18 protein-coding genes are annotated in these 15,598 nt (G+C 70.7%); 10 read left to right on the top strand and 8 right to left on the bottom strand.

Features of this window, described 5'->3' with window-relative positions; genetic code table 11:
- Positions 1-18: 18 nt before the first annotated feature.
- From iolD to AC1VM9_RS03255, 5 genes are read right to left on the bottom strand one after another with little or no spacing between them, the layout of a single operon-like run.
- Positions 19-1,965, bottom strand: coding sequence for a 3D-(3,5/4)-trihydroxycyclohexane-1,2-dione acylhydrolase (decyclizing) (gene iolD, locus AC1VM9_RS03275; RefSeq protein ID WP_483121136.1), 1,947 nt, complete (start codon positions 1,963-1,965; stop codon positions 19-21).
- Entirely contained in the window at positions 1,962-2,867 is a 906-nt protein-coding gene (gene iolB / locus AC1VM9_RS03270) for a 5-deoxy-glucuronate isomerase (RefSeq protein ID WP_481345270.1), read from the bottom strand. Before iolB ends, iolD begins: the two co-directional genes overlap by 4 nt.
- Positions 2,864-3,778 (bottom strand): Cgl0159 family (beta/alpha)8-fold protein, encoded by a 915-nt coding sequence (locus AC1VM9_RS03265; protein ID WP_481341163.1) that lies wholly within the window; start codon positions 3,776-3,778, stop codon positions 2,864-2,866. The genes iolB and AC1VM9_RS03265 overlap by 4 nt, the downstream gene beginning before the upstream one ends.
- Positions 3,775-4,836 carry a 5-dehydro-2-deoxygluconokinase gene (gene iolC, locus AC1VM9_RS03260; protein WP_481345271.1) on the bottom strand — a complete coding sequence of 354 codons (1,062 nt, stop codon included), beginning with the start codon at positions 4,834-4,836 and terminating at the stop codon, positions 3,775-3,777. The genes AC1VM9_RS03265 and iolC overlap by 4 nt, the downstream gene beginning before the upstream one ends.
- Positions 4,837-4,850: 14 nt before the next feature.
- Positions 4,851-5,855: a Gfo/Idh/MocA family protein gene (locus tag AC1VM9_RS03255; RefSeq protein WP_481345272.1), complete on the bottom strand. Its 1,005-nt coding sequence runs from the start codon at positions 5,853-5,855 to the stop codon at positions 4,851-4,853.
- 491 nt (positions 5,856-6,346) lie between these two features.
- Here AC1VM9_RS03255 and AC1VM9_RS03250 point away from each other — a divergent pair, with 491 nt between their 5' ends.
- The 7 genes from AC1VM9_RS03250 to AC1VM9_RS03220 all read left to right on the top strand — a co-directional run bounded on the left by AC1VM9_RS03250 (position 6,347) and on the right by AC1VM9_RS03220 (position 11,487).
- A complete protein-coding gene (locus tag AC1VM9_RS03250) occupies positions 6,347-7,345 on the top strand; it encodes a substrate-binding domain-containing protein (protein ID WP_481345273.1) in 999 nt (332 codons plus the stop codon).
- Between the two features lie 73 nt (positions 7,346-7,418).
- Positions 7,419-8,489, top strand: a complete 1,071-nt coding sequence (locus AC1VM9_RS03245) for an ABC transporter permease (protein ID WP_481342694.1) — start codon at positions 7,419-7,421, stop codon at positions 8,487-8,489.
- Between the two features lies 1 nt (position 8,490).
- Entirely contained in the window at positions 8,491-9,306 is an 816-nt protein-coding gene (locus AC1VM9_RS03240) for an ATP-binding cassette domain-containing protein (protein ID WP_483121132.1), read from the top strand.
- Between the two features lie 13 nt (positions 9,307-9,319).
- Positions 9,320-9,733 carry a universal stress protein gene (locus AC1VM9_RS03235; protein ID WP_481345275.1) on the top strand — a complete coding sequence of 138 codons (414 nt, stop codon included), beginning with the start codon at positions 9,320-9,322 and terminating at the stop codon, positions 9,731-9,733.
- A gap of 66 nt (positions 9,734-9,799) precedes the next feature.
- Positions 9,800-10,540, top strand: coding sequence for a GntR family transcriptional regulator (locus tag AC1VM9_RS03230; RefSeq protein WP_481342691.1), 741 nt, complete (start codon positions 9,800-9,802; stop codon positions 10,538-10,540).
- 127 nt (positions 10,541-10,667) lie between these two features.
- A complete protein-coding gene (locus AC1VM9_RS03225; protein WP_481345276.1) occupies positions 10,668-11,036 on the top strand; it encodes a helix-turn-helix transcriptional regulator in 369 nt (122 codons plus the stop codon).
- Between the two features lie 40 nt (positions 11,037-11,076).
- Positions 11,077-11,487 (top strand): VOC family protein, encoded by a 411-nt coding sequence (locus AC1VM9_RS03220; RefSeq protein ID WP_481345277.1) that lies wholly within the window; start codon positions 11,077-11,079, stop codon positions 11,485-11,487.
- A gap of 43 nt (positions 11,488-11,530) precedes the next feature.
- Here AC1VM9_RS03220 and AC1VM9_RS03215 read toward each other — a convergent pair whose 3' ends face one another.
- Together AC1VM9_RS03215 and AC1VM9_RS03210 are read right to left on the bottom strand one after the other, a co-directional pair.
- Positions 11,531-11,809: a hypothetical protein gene (locus tag AC1VM9_RS03215; protein WP_481345278.1), complete on the bottom strand. Its 279-nt coding sequence runs from the start codon at positions 11,807-11,809 to the stop codon at positions 11,531-11,533.
- The gene (locus AC1VM9_RS03210) at positions 11,806-12,252 is read right to left on the bottom strand and encodes a DoxX family membrane protein (RefSeq protein WP_481345279.1); all 447 of its coding nucleotides are present in this window, start codon (positions 12,250-12,252) and stop codon (positions 11,806-11,808) included. Before AC1VM9_RS03210 ends, AC1VM9_RS03215 begins: the two co-directional genes overlap by 4 nt.
- Positions 12,253-12,485: 233 nt before the next feature.
- Here AC1VM9_RS03210 and AC1VM9_RS03205 point away from each other — a divergent pair, with 233 nt between their 5' ends.
- On the top strand, positions 12,486-13,763 hold the full coding sequence (locus AC1VM9_RS03205; RefSeq protein ID WP_483121128.1) for a PucR family transcriptional regulator: 1,278 nt from the start codon (positions 12,486-12,488) through the stop codon (positions 13,761-13,763).
- A gap of 231 nt (positions 13,764-13,994) precedes the next feature.
- Positions 13,995-14,390: a VOC family protein gene (locus AC1VM9_RS03200; RefSeq protein WP_483121126.1), complete on the top strand. Its 396-nt coding sequence runs from the start codon at positions 13,995-13,997 to the stop codon at positions 14,388-14,390.
- A 105-nt stretch (positions 14,391-14,495) separates the two neighbouring features.
- Here the strand turns inward: AC1VM9_RS03200 and AC1VM9_RS03195 are convergent, their stop codons facing one another.
- On the bottom strand, positions 14,496-14,861 hold the full coding sequence (locus tag AC1VM9_RS03195) for a DUF488 domain-containing protein (RefSeq protein ID WP_483121124.1): 366 nt from the start codon (positions 14,859-14,861) through the stop codon (positions 14,496-14,498).
- A gap of 149 nt (positions 14,862-15,010) precedes the next feature.
- On the opposite strand from AC1VM9_RS03195, the gene AC1VM9_RS03190 reads away from it, so the two are divergent.
- On the top strand, positions 15,011-15,580 hold the full coding sequence (locus AC1VM9_RS03190; protein ID WP_481345282.1) for a helix-turn-helix domain-containing protein: 570 nt from the start codon (positions 15,011-15,013) through the stop codon (positions 15,578-15,580).
- Positions 15,581-15,598: the final 18 nt, after the last annotated feature.

Here is a 15,598-nt window from a genome sequence, read left to right as displayed (position 1 = left end):
CCTCGTCAGCCGGGTGGGTCAGCGGTCCGCGCGAGGCGGGGAGAGCAGTGGGCGCTGGGTGGCCTTGTGGTCGAGGTACTCGCCGTATGCCGTCTGCGTCGTCTCGAGGTCGCTGACCTGGGAGACCGGCACGTCCCACCACGACGCGCTGTCGGGGGCGTAGACCCTCGGGTCGGTCTCGACGTGGATGACGACGGGGCCGCCGTGGGCCGGCCACGCCTTGGCCTCCTTGACGGCCTGGCGAAGCTCGTCGACCGAGTGCACCTCGATGACGTGCGCGCCGAGCGACCGGGCGTTGGCTGCGAGGTCGACGGGCAGCACGTCGCCGTCGAGGCGACCCGAGGACTCGCCCCGGAAGCGGTAGGCCGTGCCGAAGCGCTGCGAGCCGAGGGACTCCGACAGCGACCCGATCGAGTGGAAGCCGTGGTTCTGCACGAGCACGACGACGACCTTCACCCGCTCCTGCACCGCCGTGACGAGCTCCGTCGGCATCATCAGGTAGCCGCCGTCACCGACCATCGCGAAGACGTCCCGGGACTCGTCGGCGAGCCGGACGCCGATCGATGCCGGCACCTCGTAGCCCATGCAGGAGTAGCCGTACTCGACGTGGTAGGCCTTCCGGTCGCGGACGCGCCACAGCTTGTGGATGTCACCCGGCATCGACCCGGCCGCGCAGAGCACGACGTCGCGCGGGTCGGTCAGCTCGTTGACGACCCCGAGCACCTGCCCCTGGGTCAGCAGGCCCTCGGCCAGCGTGTCCGTGACGTCGCTCGACGGGTTGAAGGCGCGCTCGACCGCCGAGTCCCACTCGGCCCACAGCGCGGCCTGGCGCGAGCGGTAGGCGTCGTCGACGGCATACCCCTGCAGGGCCTCGGTCAGCGCCGTGAGCGCCTCGCGGGCGTCGGAGACGACGGCGAGGCCGGAGTGCTTGCCCGCGTCGAAACGGGCGACGTTGATGTTGACGAAGCGGACGTCGTCTCCCTGGAAGGCGGTCCGCGACGCGGTGGTGAAGTCGCTCCAGCGCGTGCCGATCCCGATGACGACGTCAGCCTCCGCGGCGAGGGCGTTCGCCGCCGTCGTCCCGGTCGAGCCGATGGCCCCCATCTGCTGCGGGTGGCCGTGGGGGAGCGAGCCCTTGCCGGCCTGCGACTCCCCGACCGGGATGCCGGTGGCCTCGCAGAAGGCGCGCAACGCGTCCTCGGCACCGGAGTAGTGCACGCCGCCACCCGCGACGACGAAGGGCCGCCTGGCCGAGCGGACGAGCTCGGCGGCGTCGGCGATGTCGACGGCCTCGGGCAACGGTCGGGCGATGCGCCACACGCGAGCCGCGAAGAGCTCGACCGGCCAGTCGAAGGCCTCGGCCTGGACGTCCTGTGGCAGCGCGATGGTGACGGCACCGGTCTCGACCGGGTCGGTGAGGACCCGCATGGCGCCCAGTAGCGCCGACGGCAGCTGCTCGGGCCGGCTGACCCGGTCGAAGAACCTCGACAGCGGGCGGAAGGCGTCGTTGACCGTCACGTCACCGGAATGCGGCTGCTCGAGCTCCTGGAGCACCGGCGCGCTGACGCGCGTCGCGAAGGTGCCGGAGGGCAGCAGCAGCACGGGGATCCGGTTGATCGTCGCCAGGGCGGCGCCGGTGAGCATGTTCGTCGAGCCCGGCCCGACGGACGCGGTGCACGCCCACGTCTGGAGACGGTCCTTCTGCCGGGCGTAGGCGACGGACGTGTGCACCATCGCCTGCTCGTTGCGAGCGAGGACGTACGGGAGGTGCTCCTCACCGTCGGCCAGCTCGTTCTGCAGCAGCGCCTGTCCCAGGCCCGCGACGTTCCCGTGGCCGAAGATGCCGAAGCAGCCGGCGAAGAGCTTCTGCCGCTCGCCGTCGCGCTCGCTCCACTGGTTGGCGAGGAAGCGGACCACGGCCTGTGCCACGGTGAGCCGCACGGTCTGCTGGTCGTCACGCGTCATCGGGTGCCTCCAAGCGGCAGTCGAGGGTCGACCGGCTGGTCGGCCCAGGTGTCGCGGACCCAGCCGTGTGCCGGGTCGTCGCAGATGAGCCACGCGCGCTCCTCGCCGGGGCCCGCCATGACGTTGAGGTAGTAGAGGTCGTAGCCGGGAGCGGCGATCGCGGGTCCGTGCCAGCCGTGTGGGACGAGCACGACGTCGCCCGCGCGCACCTCCGCGAGCACGTCGATCGGCCGGTGCTCCGTGCCGTAGACGCGCTGGTAGCCGATGGGATCGGTGGCCGCGGCCTCGGGCGACCCCGCCTCGGGCGCCACCTCGAAGTAGTAGATCTCCTCGAGCTGCGTCTCCTCACCCGGCCGCTCCTCGTCGTGCTTGTGCGGCGGCCAGGAGCTCCAGTTGCCGGCCGGGGTCACGACCTCGCAGGCGATGATCGAGTCCGCCTCGAGGACGCCCGGGACGCCGAAGTTGCGCACCTCGCGGGAGGCGCTGCCTGCGCCACGGAGCTCGACGGGCACGTCGCTCGCGCTCACGTGCCGGAACGCGAACCGCGCCTCGGCAGAGGGCGTCACGGCGAAGACGACGGCCACACGGGCATCCCCGACCGCGGTGACGCCCAGGCCGGTCCCAGCGGGGACGTAGGCGACGTCCGTCGCGCCCTCGAACACCGAGGCGCGACCCTCGAGCTTTGCCTCGTGACGGCCGTCGGGCCCCTCCGCCGCGACGACGACGGACCCCGACAGCGGCACGACGACGTGCTCGCGGGGCCCGGCCTCGAGAGCGCGCGTCTCACCGTCGGCGAGCCGGCCGGCATACATCCCGGTGTGCTCCCAGCCGGTGGTGTCGGGCTCTATGACGACGTCCCAGCCGTCGCGCGACGCGGTGCCGTGCGGCCGGTGCCAGCTCATGCTGCACCACCCTCGGCGCCGTGCACGAGGTGGGCCGCGATGTCGACGGCGGCGGCCACGTCGCCGTCGGGTGGGAAGAGCAGGGCGCGGCCGACGACGAGGCCACGCACGGCGGGCAGCTCCAGCGCCCGGCCCCACGACGCGTACGTGTCGTCCGGGTCGCCCTGCGGGTCGCCGCCGAGCAGCAGCGTCGGCAGCGTCGTGGCGTCCATGACGCGGTCGAGCTCGTCGACGACGGGCAGCTTGAGCCACGTGTAGGCGCTCGAGGCGCCGAGGCCGGCGGCGATGTGGATCGACCGGATCGTCGAGTCGGGGTCGAGCTGGTTGACGACGCGGCCTGCCCGGCGGATGGACAGGAACGGCTCGACCATGGCCATCACCCGCCGCTCGGCGAGCTCGGTGACCGCCTGCGCGCTCGCCTGCAGGGTCGCAACCGTGCTGGGGTCGTCCAAGCAGATCCGGGTCAGCATCTTCCCGCCGTCGAGGCCGCGGGCGGCGATCTCGGCAGCGGTGTAGGCGGTGAAGCGGTCATCGAGCTCGAAGCTGGCGCCCTGGAGGCCGCCGCGGTTCATCGAGCCGATCGCGACCTTGCCCTCGAGCGCGCCGAGCAGGAGCAGGTCGTCGAGCACGTCGGGCGTGCCGAGCACGCCGTCGACGCCGGGACGCTGCAGCGCGGTCACGAGGCGCTCGAGCAGGTCGCTGCGGCTGGCCATCGCGGCGCCGGCCCCACGGACCCCCAGCGCGCCCCGGGCCGGGTGGTCGGCGGCGACGAGCAGCATCCGGCCGTCCTCGCGGACGAGAGGTCGGCGCCCGCGGGCCGCCCAGGCGGCTGTGATGCGCTCGGGCTCGCGCACCCGGATCTCGGTGAGGTCGCGGACGCGGACGGTGGCGCCGACGGGCGTGGTGGTCATCGTGCCTCCTCGGTGACGCCGGCGAACGGTGAGGCGTGCCGGTCGGGGGTGGCCAGGCGTTCCTCGACCTCGGCAGAGGTCGGCATCGCGGTCGAGCACTCGAGCCTTCCCGCGACGATCGCACCCGCGACGTTCGCGAACTCGAGGACGCGGGTCAGGTCCCACCCCTCGAGCAGGCCGTGGCACAGCGCGCCGCCGAACGCGTCCCCGGCTCCCAGGCCGTTGACGACCTCGACGGGGTGGGGACGCACCTCGACGCGCTCGTCGCGCGTCGCGGCGAGCACCCCCTTGGGGCCCTGCTTGACGACCGCGAGCTCGACGCCGCGCTCGAGCAGCGCGTCGGCCGCACGCTGGGGGTCCGTCTCGCCGACGGCGACCTCGCACTCGTCGCGGTTGCCGACGGCGACGGTCACGTGCTCCAGGGCGCGACCGACCTGCTCGCCGGCCTCGGCCGCGTCGGACCAGAACATCGGGCGGTAGTCGAGGTCGAGCACCGTGTGGGCGCGGCGGCCGCGGGCCGCCCAGCCACGGAAGTGCGCCGAGCGGCTGGGCTCCTGGGAGAGACCGGTGACGGTCGACCAGTAGACGCCCGCGTCACGAATCGCCTCGAGCGGCATCTCCTCCGGCTCGATCATCAGGTCGGGAGCGATGGGGTAGCGGTAGAACCAGAGCGGGAAGTCGTCCGGGGGGAAGACCTCGCAGAAGGTGACCGGGGTGGGCGGCCCGCTCACCGCGGAGACGAACGCGTCGTCCACGCCGAACTCGCGCAGCGCCTCGTGTACGTAGCGGCCGAACGGGTCCTGGCCGGTGCGCGTGATGAGGGCGGTGCGGTGCCCGTGACGGGCTGCCGCGACGGCCACGTTGGTCGCACTGCCGCCGAGGAACTTCTGGAAGGTCTGCACCTTCTCGAGCCCCACGCCGTGCTGGAGCGGGTAGATGTCGACGCCGGTGCGGCCCGTCGCGACGACGTCGAATGCCCTGTCCGATGTCGTGTCGCTGGCCGTCGTGGTCGGGCTGGTGGTCGCGTCGGTCGTCGCGGTGGTCGGGTGGGTGCTCATCGTGGCCGGGTCCCTCACAGGCTGGGGATCTCGTCGAGCGAGACACGGCGGTTCTCGTGGCGGGAGAGCTCGCAGGCCTCTGCGACGCGGAAGGCCTGGAGAGCGTCCTCGACCGTGCACGGCGAGGCCAGCGTGCCGCGAGCGACCGCGGCGAAGGCCGTCAGCTCGGCACGGTAGGCCGGCAGGAAGCGCTCCATGAAGGACCAGTGGCGTGGGCCCGAAGGGTAGGTGGCGCCCGGCTCGGCGGACGTGACCGCGAGGGAGTCGTCGTAGCCCACCCCGACCGTGCCCTCGCTGCCGAGGACCTCCATGCGGACGTCATGGCCGGCGCCGTTGTAGCGGGTGGCGGACAGCGACACGAGCGTGCCGTCGTCGAGGGTGAGCACGGCCGCGGCGGTGTCGACGTCGCCGGCCTTCGAGAAGAAGTCGGCGCCCTTGTTGGCGCCGGTGGCGTAGACGGAGTCGACCTCCCGACCCGTGACGAACCGGATGATGTCGAAGTCGTGGATGGAGCAGTCGCGGAAGAGGCCGCCGCTCGTGGGGATGTAGGTGGCGTGCGGCGGTGCCTGGTCGTGCGTCTGCGCCCGGATGCTGTGCACGAACCCGAGCTGCCCGGTGGCCACGGCCTGCTGCGCGCGCTGGTACCCGCGGTCGAAGCGACGCTGGAACCCGACGTGGACCGGTGTGGTCGTGGCTCGGACGAGCCGCGCGAGGTCGAGCGTCTCGTCGAGCGTCGCGGCGACGGGCTTCTCGCAGAACGTCGGGACACCGGCCTGCAGGCCGAGCCGCAGAAGGGGCGCGTGCCCGGGCGTGGCGGTGGCGATGACGAAGCCGTCGACGCCGGAGGCGAGCAGCTCGGCCGGCGACGCCGCGAAGCCGACCTCGAGCTTGTCGGCGACCGCACGGGCTGCGTCGGCGTCGAGGTCCGCCACGACGACCTCGTCGACGTCCGCGAGGTCGCGCAGGGTCTCGGCGTGGAACGCCCCGATGCGGCCGACTCCGGCCAGTCCGATGCGCATGCGCTCTCTCCCTCGGGTGGTGTCGGTGGTGGAACGATCGTCCAGCCCGCCGGCAGCCCTGTCAAGCAAATGTCAGAACATTATGATGTTTGCTCAATTGCTTGACAGGGCATCCAAACCAGAGGCATCCTCCAATCGCTGGCACTGACGCCGCGACCGGCCCGCATCGACGGAGGTGGCCGTCCACGGCGCACTGACCAGTGTGGCCACCGGTGATGCACCACATCAGCGGTTCACCCAGGACCCGCGCACCCTTCGGGCGAGGACCTCGCCCCACACCGTCCACTCGGACGCGACGCAGCCAGACCTCGCAACTGCACACGACATGCACAGCACCCGGGTCGAGCTGACCCAGGCTCCCTTCCGGCCCGCACGCCTCATGTGCCAAGGGGCACACGGCATCTGGGCTCACCTGATCGACGGGACCACCGTCACAGCACGTCGCGCCATTCGGCGACCGGGCCACCGCGACGCAACGAAAGGACTCAACGATGACTCCGACTAGGACTCGCAAGAGCCTGACGGTCGCAGCCGGCACGGCCGTGGCCGCGGCCATCGCCCTCGGCGCCTGCAGCGGCGGCGGCGCTCCCAGCACCACCTCGACGGGTGGCGGTGGGGGTGGCGGCGGCAACAGCGGTTACACCTTCGCCATGATCACGCACGAGACGCCGGGTGACACGTTCTGGGACCGCATCAAGGCCGGCGCGCAGCAGGCCGCCAAGGACACCGGTGCCACGCTGAAGTACTCCTCGGACCCGGACGCCAGCAAGCAGGCGGTGCTGATCCAGAACGCCATCGACTCCAAGGTCGACGGCATCGCCACGACCCTGGTCACCCCGGACGCGCTCATCCCGACGATCAAGAAGGCCGAGGCGGCCGGCATCCCCGTCGACACGTTCAACTCCGGCATCGACTTCTTCCAGAAGGCGGGGGCACTGACGCACTTCGCCTCCAACGAGAAGCTGGCGGGTCAGCAGGCGGGCAAGCGCGCCGCCGACGACGGCGCCACGAAGATCCTGTGCACCATCCAGCAGACCGGGTCGGTGGCCCTCGAGGACCGCTGCGCCGGCGTCAAGGACTCCTTCCCCAACACGGAGAACCTGCAGGTCAACGGCGCCGACGACGCCGCCGTCACCAGCGCCATCCAGGCCAAGCTGACCCAGGACAAGTCGATCAACTGGGTCATCACCCTCGGCGCACCGCAGGCCCTCGACACGATCAAGGCGGCCCAGACCGCGGGGGCGAACGTCAAGATCGGGACGTTCGACACCAACCCTGATGCGGCCCAGGCGGTCAGCGACGGCAAGATCCAGTGGTTCATCGACCAGCAGCCCTATCTGCAGGGCTACATGGCCATCACCCAGCTCTACCTGTTCAAGAAGAACGGCAACATCCTCGGTGGTGGCCAGGCCGTGCTGACCGGGCCGTCCTTCGTCGACAAGGCGAACATCGCCCAGGTCCTCCCGTTCATCAAGCAGAACACTCGCTAACCGCCTCCAGGGGGCCGGGCCCCTCCGGTCCGCCCGGCCAGCCCGGCCCCCGCCGAACCGCACTGGAGCTGTCATGAGTAGCACCCCCGTCAAAACCGACCCTTCGCCCCCGGCCCATGCCGAGGCGTCCAACCGGGTCACCCTGGGCTGGTCGAACCGGCTTCTCGCACGACCCGAGGTCGGGGCCCTCGTCGCGGCGGTCGTCATCTTCATCTTCTTCCTCGTCGTCGCGCCGGCCTTCCGCACCCCCGCGTCCTTCTTCACCGTCCTCTACCAGTCCTCGACGATCGGCATCGTTGCCGTCGCGGTCGGCATGCTGATGATCGGCGGCGAGTTCGACCTCTCCGCCGGCGTCCTTGTCACCACTGCTGGGCTCTTCAACGCGATGTTCTGCTACCAGCTCGGGATCAACCTGTGGGTCGGCGCGATCCTGTCTCTGGTGCTCTGCCTGGGGATCGGGTTCCTCAACGGCTACCTGGTCATGCGCACCGGGATTCCCAGCTTCCTCATCACGCTGGGTACCTTCTTCGTCCTGCAGGGCGCCAACCTCGGCGTGACCAAGCTCGTCACCGGGTCCGTGTCCAGCCCCAACATCAACCAGATGGCCGGCTACGACTCGCTCAACTGGATCTTCGCCCACGAGTGGCAGATCGGCTCGGTGACGCTGTCCATCACCGTCATCTGGTGGCTGCTCTTCGTGGCACTCTCGGCCTACGTGCTGCAGCGCACCAGGATCGGAAACTGGTTCTTCGCCGTCGGCGGCAACGCCGCGTCGGCTCGTGCGGTCGGTGTGCCCGTCACCCGGGTGAAGGTCGGCCTCTTCATGACCGTGGCGTTCCTCGGCTGGTTCGCCGGCATGCACTACCTGTACAACTACAACACCCTCCAGGCCGGCAACGGCGTCGGCAACGAGTTCCTCTACATCATCGCCGCCGTCGTGGGTGGCACGCTCCTGACCGGCGGCTACGGCAACGCCATCGGCGTGGCCATCGGTGCCTTCATCTTCGGCATGACGAGCCTGTGCATCGTGTACGCCGGGTGGGACCCGAACTGGTTCAAGGCCTTCCTCGGCGTCATGCTCCTGCTCGCGGTGATGGTCAACCTCTACGTCAAGCGACTCTCGAGCGCCCGAAAGGTGGGCTGACATGACCGACACCCTTCACGAGCACGCCGATCCTGGGCTGTACGAGGGCGAGCCGCTCGTCGAGATGATCGACATCGGCAAGACCTACGGTGCCATCCGGGCGCTCAAGGGCATCAACCTGACGGTCAACGCGGGAGAGGTCACCTGCGTCCTCGGAGACAACGGCGCGGGCAAGTCGACGCTCATCAAGATCATCTCGGGGCTGCACCCGCACAACGAGGGAACGATGAAGGTCGACGGCAAGGAGGTCCAGTTCACCAGCCCCCGTGACTCGCTCGCGCACGGCATCGCGACCGTCTACCAGGATCTGGCCGTCGTCAGCCTCATGGAGGTCTGGCGCAACTTCTTCCTCGGCTCCGAGATCACCGGGTCGTCCGTCCCGCTCGCGCCGCTCAAGATCAGCGAGATGAAGGAGATCGCCGACCAGGAGCTGCGCAAGATGGGGATCGTCGTCAAGGACATCAACCAGCCCATCGGCAACCTCTCCGGCGGTCAGCGGCAGTGTGTGGCCATCGCCCGGGCGGTCTACTTCGGGGCGCGCGTGCTCATCCTCGACGAGCCCACCGCGGCCCTCGGCGTCAAGCAGTCCGGCGTCGTCCTGAAGTACACGGCGGCAGCCCGTGACGCCGGGCTCGGGGTCGTCTTCATCACGCACAACCCGCACCACGCCTACCTCGTCGGCAACCACTTCGTCATCCTCAAGCTCGGCCAGGCCGTGCTCGACAAGAAGCGGTCCGAGGTGGCCCTCGACGAGCTGACCCGCCAGATGGCCGGCGGCGACGAGCTCGCCGAGCTCTCGCACGAGCTGCAGAAGTGAGCGGGGTGGCGTCATGAGCGTCGCCGTCGCCCACCACACCCGCAGCTCGAGCGCGCTCGCCCTCGAGGAAGGAGCCCGTCAGGCCTCGTACCGTCGCACGGGACTCGTCGTCGTGCACGTCGTCGAGTCGCTCGACAACGACATCGCGGAGGCGAACCGGGCCGGCATCTCCGACGCGGTGGAGAAGGCGCTGACCACCGCGGCACTGCCCGACATCCCCTGGGACGTGCTCCTGGTCGCCGGCGGAGGTGACACCGCCGACGTGTCCGCGGCCCTCCTCCGTGCCGTCGACGACCTGCGACCGGACCTGCTGGTCATCGGCGCCCGGCGGCGTTCCCCGGTGGGCAAGGCGTTCCTCGGGAGCGTCACCCAGAACCTCATCCTCGACGCCGACGTGCCGGTGCTCGTGGTCAAGAGCCCGAGGTGAGGACACACGGGTGTGCTGACATGAGCACCTTCGTGCATGGCACGGGCTCGTCGGTACCCTGCGGCCATGACCAAGCCCGTTGACGTCCGCATCGACCGCGAGACGCCGGTCCCGCTCTACCACCAGCTGGCCCAGCAGCTGAGCGCGGCCATCGCATGCGGGGACCTGCAGCCGGGCGACCCGTTCGAGAACGAGCTCGCCATGGCGGACCGCCTCGGCCTGTCCCGGCCGACAGTCCGGCGGGCCATCCAGGAGCTGGTCTCGCAGGGGCTGCTGCTGCGTCGCCGGGGGCTGGGCACGACCGTCGCCGGGCGCCAGATCCACCGGCGGGCCGAGCTGACCAGCCTGTACGACGACCTGCGGCGCGAGGGGTCGGGGGACCCCCGCACCGTGGTGCTGACCCACGAGGTGACGTGCGACGAGGCGGCCGCGGCCGCGATGGGACTGCCGGCCGACACGGCGCTGCTGCATCTCGTCCGGCTGCGCCTCGACGGCGACAGGCCCCTCGCGATCCTGCGCAACTGGCTGCCGCCGGCGTACTCCGACCTCAGCCGCGAGGACCTCGAGCGTGACGGGCTCTACGCGCTGCTCCGCGCCCGAGGCGGCAAGCCCGTCGTCGCCCACCAGCGCATCGGGGCCCGCCCGCCGACGGGCCCGGAGCGCAAGCACCTGAACCTCACTCCCTCACAGCCCGTGCTCACGATGTCGCGCACGGCCTTCGACGCCGTCGGCTCCCCGGTGGAGTACGGCGACCACTGCTACCGAGCCCAGGACTACTCCATCGAGGTCATGCTCGACGAGCGCTGACGGCGTCGACCGGCCGACGGCACCCTGTCGCGTAGCGTTGGTGGGTGAGCCGCGAGACCGAGGACCTCAACCGCGCCTGCTTCGCGCCAGGGACGCGATGGACCGCGCCTACGCCGAGCCTCTCGACGTGGGAACGGTCGCTGCGCTGGCGCACATCTCGCCCGCCCACTTCAGCCGCTGCTTCCGCTCCGTCTTCGGCGAGACGCCTCACCGCTACCTGCAGCGCCGCAGGGTCGAGCGCTCGATGTTCCTGCTCCGCGAGACCGACCGTACGGTCACCGAGGTCTGCCTCGCGGTCGGTTTCGCCAGCCTCGGGACGTTCAGCCGCACCTTCACGGAGATCGTCGGCGAGACCCCGAGCGCCTACCGGAGGGGGCACGGCCCGATCGTGGCGCCGCACTGCGTCCAGCTGGCCGCCCTGCGTCCCTCGGCAGCCCTGGGCGGCCAGGACGGTCGAGCAGTTCCGGAGAAGCCGGCCCGGGAGGCGGCTCCTTAGGATTGGGGTCGTCTCATCCGGAACGGCGCAGGAGACCACGATGATCAGCAGGCTGAATGTCGCGTCCATCTATGTCCTCGACAAGGAGGAGGCGCTCGACTTCTACGTCAACAAGCTCGGGCTCGAGAAGGGCAGTGACGTCCAACAGGGCGACTACCGCTGGCTGACCGTTCGGGCTCCCGGCGACCACGCCACGGAGATCTCGCTGGAGCAGCCCGGCCCGCCCCTCCATGACGAAGAGACGGGCGAGCGCCTGCGCGAGCTGGTCAGCAAGGGCGCCCTCGGCGGGCTCGTGTTCACCACCGATGACGCTCGCGCCATGTACGACACTCTCCGCGAGCGCGGCGTCACCGACTTCACCCAGGAACCCACCGAGCACTTCTACGGCGTCGACATGGGCGTTCGCGACCCGTTCGGCAACGCCATCCGCATCCTGCAGCAGGGAACCTAGCCGGGTAGCAGCCCCGGCTCCGGTGCATCAGCCGTTGTGGCCGCTAGACACCGCGGTCAGCGGATCCGGCACGTCGGCGCAGCGCGAGCCGGCGCAGACGGAGCTCGCGGACCAGCGCCCTCTGCCGGAGCAGGACCGGATGTCGGTCCGGGGCGGGTCTGGTCGCGCCCTCGGTGACCCGTGGCTGAGCGTCGCGCAGGGCGTCCTCGGTCGCGGCCAGCTGGTGCACGAGCTCTCGGATCGAGAGGTTGCTCAGGGCCGAAGGGTCGACACCGACCCCTCCGTGCGAGCCCTCTGCGATGCGTGCAGGCGACATCGTCATCGCCTGACCATGCTTCGGATGGTGCGCGGTGAGTGCTCTGCCGCGAGACGTGACAGGGCCAGTGCACCGACGAGGAGGCCGACGTCGCGCAGCGCGACGTCGTAGTAGTCGCCGATCGACACCAGGTTGACGATGATGCCGGCCAGCCAGGCGGCTACCAGCAGCGCGCCGTAACGCGGCAGCACTGCCACGGCGACGCCGGCGATGACCTCGACGACGCCGACGGCGTACATCGCCTGTTGCGCGGTGCCCGGAACCAGGTCGTCGATCCACGGGGCCAGGTACTGCGGCCAGTCGGTGAGCACGTTGCTGAACTTGTCCAGACCGAAGATGATCGGGGCCACCGTGAAGACGGTGCGCAAGAGGAGGAACGCCTGCCGGGACGACGCGGCTCCGTGCCGCACGGGGTTCACGACGTCCTCGGGCCGGGGGATGGTAGCCATCGTCAGCACCTCTCTACTCGGAGTGGGTTGGCGGAGAAGGACGCGTCAGGGTGCTTGCCACGATGCCCCACAGCGGCCGGCCTGCCAGCGTCGATGACCGGCCAAGAACGCGTCCTGTCGCTGCCGGTCCCCAGCAACATGCCGCTGGCCTTGCTCGACCGGCAGCCGGTTGCCGGTGCCCGGCAACCGGGCGTCTACTGGTGGGGCACCATCGGTCGAGCGAACGGACGTGCATGGCAGACATCGGCGACTCTGCTGCCGGCCGATCGGCTCGGAAGGGCGTGCCTCCCGAGGCGCACGACGACGAGTGGCTGAAGGATGTGGCGAAGGGTGCCAGCCGCGACGCCGGCGACGTGCCGGAGGAGTTCCTCGGTGACTACCTGCCGATGCTCGCCGATGCGGCCACGTTCGGACAACGCCCCGCTCCCGGCGACCTGGAGGCGGTGCGACTCCTGGGCCGGCGTGCGGCCGAGTCGGGGATCTCCACGCGGAGGGGCGCTGACCTGTATCTCTCCGCGGCGCGGCGGGTGTGGCTCGAGCTGCCGGCGGTGATCCGCGAACGGGACAGCGCAGCAGTCCGGTCGGCGGCCGAGGCTCTGCTGCTGGTCATGGAGGAAGCCGTTGCCACCTTCGCCGAGGGACACGCCGAAGCCGGTCGCGAGATGGTCCGGTGGGAGGAGACCCTTCGGCGAGAGCTCATCGAGGACCTGCTTCGCGGTGACGCCCACCTGGGCGAGCTGGTGGAGCGCGCGGAGCCTTTCGGGCTGGACCTGACCCGCGCGCACCAGGTCGCCCTGGCGCGACCCGAGCAGCGGTTCGCGTCGATCGAGGCCGCGACCCGTTCGTTGGAACGCGTCCTGCTGGACCGGGTCGGGGATCGGGACGTGCTCGTGACGACGAAGGAGGGGTTCGTCGTCGTCCTCGCTCCCGGCGACACGGCGCAAGCATCGACGGGAAGCAGCAGCCGCGCCAGGCCGCCAGCAACCCTCGGCGGGCTCATCCACAGCGAGCTCAGCCGCCAACGTGGTGGAGGGACGTGGCGGGTAGCCGTGGGGCGGGCGCACCCCGGCGCGTACGGGATCGCGCGCTCCTACGAGGAGGCGAGGGAGGGACTCAACACCGCAACCCGCATGCAGCTGAAGAGCCCGGTGGTCGAGGGGCAGGATCTCCTCATCTACCGGGTCCTGTTCCGCGACCAGCCCGCGATCGTCGACCTCGTCCATTCGGTCCTGGGCCCGCTGCGCGAGGCACGCGGTGGCGCCCGGCCACTTCTCGACACCCTGGAGGCGTACTTCGAGTGCGGCGGGGTCAACACCGCGACGGCGCTGCGGCTGCACCTGTCCGTTCGAGCCGTCACCTACCGGCTGGACCGTGTCAGGGCCTTGACCGCGCACGACCCCGTGGAGCCCTCGCACCGGTTCATCCTCCACGCTGCGGTGCTCGGCGCGAAGCTGTTGGGATGGCCGGAACACGAGCTGCCCGGCCCAGGTGCTGCGCTGGGCTCCGACTGACCGAGGCTGCATCGCGCCCTGGCCGCGGGCCGCGCTCCGGGACCATCGACCATCACCGTGTGTCGGGGGTTCGCCGAGCGCGACGTTGCCGCTCGGGGGCAACGAACGGCTCCGAAGTCGACCGGCCGCTGACGCTGCCGGCCCTCCCGCCCAGTGCGAACCTGGGGAGAGGCACAGGGAAACCCAGGTCGAGGAGCCGGTGGGAGAGCAGTGGATCCGCTTGTGCGACTGGTGTCGTCGATCATCTTCGTGGCGCAGCTGGACCGGTCGGTCGCCTTCTACGGCGAGGTGTTCGCCTGCCGGGAGGCGGTCCGGGATCCGGGGGCCGCTCTGCTGGTCAGCCCGGACGGCTTCCAGATGTACCTCGTCGAAAAGGGGTCCAGGGCGCAGCACCCTTCGGGACACATCGGCCTGCAGTGTCTGATGTGGTCCACGGACAGTGCTGAGGCACTCGACACCGTGGAGCGCGTCCTGGGCGAGCACGGCGCCGGCCCGGACCGGTACACCAGCGGGGGAGTGACGTTCGTGTGCGGCCGCGATCCCGACGGCATCAACGTGGTGGTTGCCCACCCGGCTCCCATGGTGCTGCCGCGGCACATCATCGCCCCTCGCCTGTACAACACCTGAGATGCGTGGTCGGACGTCAACCGGGCTGACCCGCCCGCGCCCCGTGATAGAGGCACGCGTGCGGGCAGCACGGTGCCCGGTCGTGCCCGCGGTCCGGTCGGACCGTCACGACCCTCGTAGGACGTCAGCGAGGACAGCGGCCTGACTGATCTCGACCGCCTTGGTCGCCGTGAGGAGAGTCAGGGGGCCCGCCTCGGCGAGCACCCGGAGGTGCCGCAGCGCTGCGGCCCGCAAGGGATCGTCGAGCTCGGAGCGATAGCGGCGTGCGAACTCCGCGTACAGCGCCGGGTCATGTGCGTACCACGTGCGCAGCTCGGTCGAGGGGGCGACCTCTTTGCACCAGTGCTCGATGTGCGCATCCTCCCTGCGCATCCCGCGCGGCCACACCCGGTCCACGAGGACGCGAGTGCCATCGGTCGGAGCGGGGGGGTCGTAGACTCGCGCCGCCCTGACGGTCGGTGTCTTCGCCATCCGGCTGTCCTCCTGGAGCGAGTCGGAGGCGAGTCCGTGTCGCCGCCGTGTGGTGACCGACAGTCTGCCTCCATGATGATGGACGGATCATCCTCTATCCTACTCGGGCAGACCGGCGGGCCATGAGCCGACGTGAGGAGCCAGGACCCTTGGACGAGATCATCGCGGGGATCGGGGCGAAGGTTCATCTCCTGCGCCAGGGCGCGGGCCTCTCCCTGCAGCAGCTGGCGGAGCGCTCCGGCGTCTCCGCGGCGGCGATCCACAAGATCGAACGGAACGCCATGGTCCCGACCGTCACCACCCTGATGCGGCTGGCGCAGGCCCTCGGTCGCTCGGTGGCCTACTTCGTGGAGGAGGACCGTGACGAAGCGTCGCCCGTCGTGCTCGTGCGCGCCAACGACCGCGCCACCCTGCTCCCCTCGCGAGGCGGCCTGACGAGGCAGAACCTCGCCGGGCCGCTCGGCCGTTTCGCGCTCTCGGCGTCGATCGTGACGATCCCTCCGGGTCGCGACAGCGGAAGGGCGCCCCTGGTGCAGCCGGGCGAGGAGCTCGTGTACCTGGTCAGCGGCTCCATGGAGTTCGAGGTCGACGCCACCTACCGGCTCCGGCGGGGAGACTCCCTGCATCTGCGGACGGAGCATCCACACCGCTGGCGCAACACCTCGGCACGGCCCGCCAAGGCTGTGTGGATCTCGCTGCGGGTTCCCCCGCCGAGGTGACCGGCGTTCGCCTGCACA

The sequence above is a fragment of the Monashia sp. HAY1-11D genome (assembly GCF_056868035.1).
This window is presented reverse-complemented; position numbering and strand designations above follow the sequence as displayed.

What these genes read in the sequence shown, in the direction of transcription:
- iolD (WP_483121136.1), bottom strand. Translation starts at nt 1,965, where the DNA reads ATGACGCGTGACGACCAGCAGACCGTGCGGCTCACCGTGGCACAGGCC.
- iolB (WP_481345270.1), bottom strand. Translation starts at nt 2,867, where the DNA reads ATGAGCTGGCACCGGCCGCACGGCACCGCGTCGCGCGACGGCTGGGAC.
- AC1VM9_RS03265 (WP_481341163.1), bottom strand. Translation starts at nt 3,778, where the DNA reads ATGACCACCACGCCCGTCGGCGCCACCGTCCGCGTCCGCGACCTCACC.
- iolC (WP_481345271.1), bottom strand. Translation starts at nt 4,836, where the DNA reads ATGAGCACCCACCCGACCACCGCGACGACCGACGCGACCACCAGCCCG.
- AC1VM9_RS03255 (WP_481345272.1), bottom strand. Translation starts at nt 5,855, where the DNA reads ATGCGCATCGGACTGGCCGGAGTCGGCCGCATCGGGGCGTTCCACGCC.
- AC1VM9_RS03250 (WP_481345273.1), top strand. Translation starts at nt 6,347, where the DNA reads ATGACTCCGACTAGGACTCGCAAGAGCCTGACGGTCGCAGCCGGCACG.
- AC1VM9_RS03245 (WP_481342694.1), top strand. Translation starts at nt 7,419, where the DNA reads ATGAGTAGCACCCCCGTCAAAACCGACCCTTCGCCCCCGGCCCATGCC.
- AC1VM9_RS03240 (WP_483121132.1), top strand. Translation starts at nt 8,491, where the DNA reads ATGACCGACACCCTTCACGAGCACGCCGATCCTGGGCTGTACGAGGGC.
- AC1VM9_RS03235 (WP_481345275.1), top strand. Translation starts at nt 9,320, where the DNA reads ATGAGCGTCGCCGTCGCCCACCACACCCGCAGCTCGAGCGCGCTCGCC.
- AC1VM9_RS03230 (WP_481342691.1), top strand. Translation starts at nt 9,800, where the DNA reads ATGACCAAGCCCGTTGACGTCCGCATCGACCGCGAGACGCCGGTCCCG.
- AC1VM9_RS03220 (WP_481345277.1), top strand. Translation starts at nt 11,077, where the DNA reads ATGATCAGCAGGCTGAATGTCGCGTCCATCTATGTCCTCGACAAGGAG.
- AC1VM9_RS03215 (WP_481345278.1), bottom strand. Translation starts at nt 11,809, where the DNA reads ATGACGATGTCGCCTGCACGCATCGCAGAGGGCTCGCACGGAGGGGTC.
- AC1VM9_RS03210 (WP_481345279.1), bottom strand. Translation starts at nt 12,252, where the DNA reads ATGGCTACCATCCCCCGGCCCGAGGACGTCGTGAACCCCGTGCGGCAC.
- AC1VM9_RS03205 (WP_483121128.1), top strand. Translation starts at nt 12,486, where the DNA reads ATGGCAGACATCGGCGACTCTGCTGCCGGCCGATCGGCTCGGAAGGGC.
- AC1VM9_RS03195 (WP_483121124.1), bottom strand. Translation starts at nt 14,861, where the DNA reads ATGGCGAAGACACCGACCGTCAGGGCGGCGCGAGTCTACGACCCCCCC.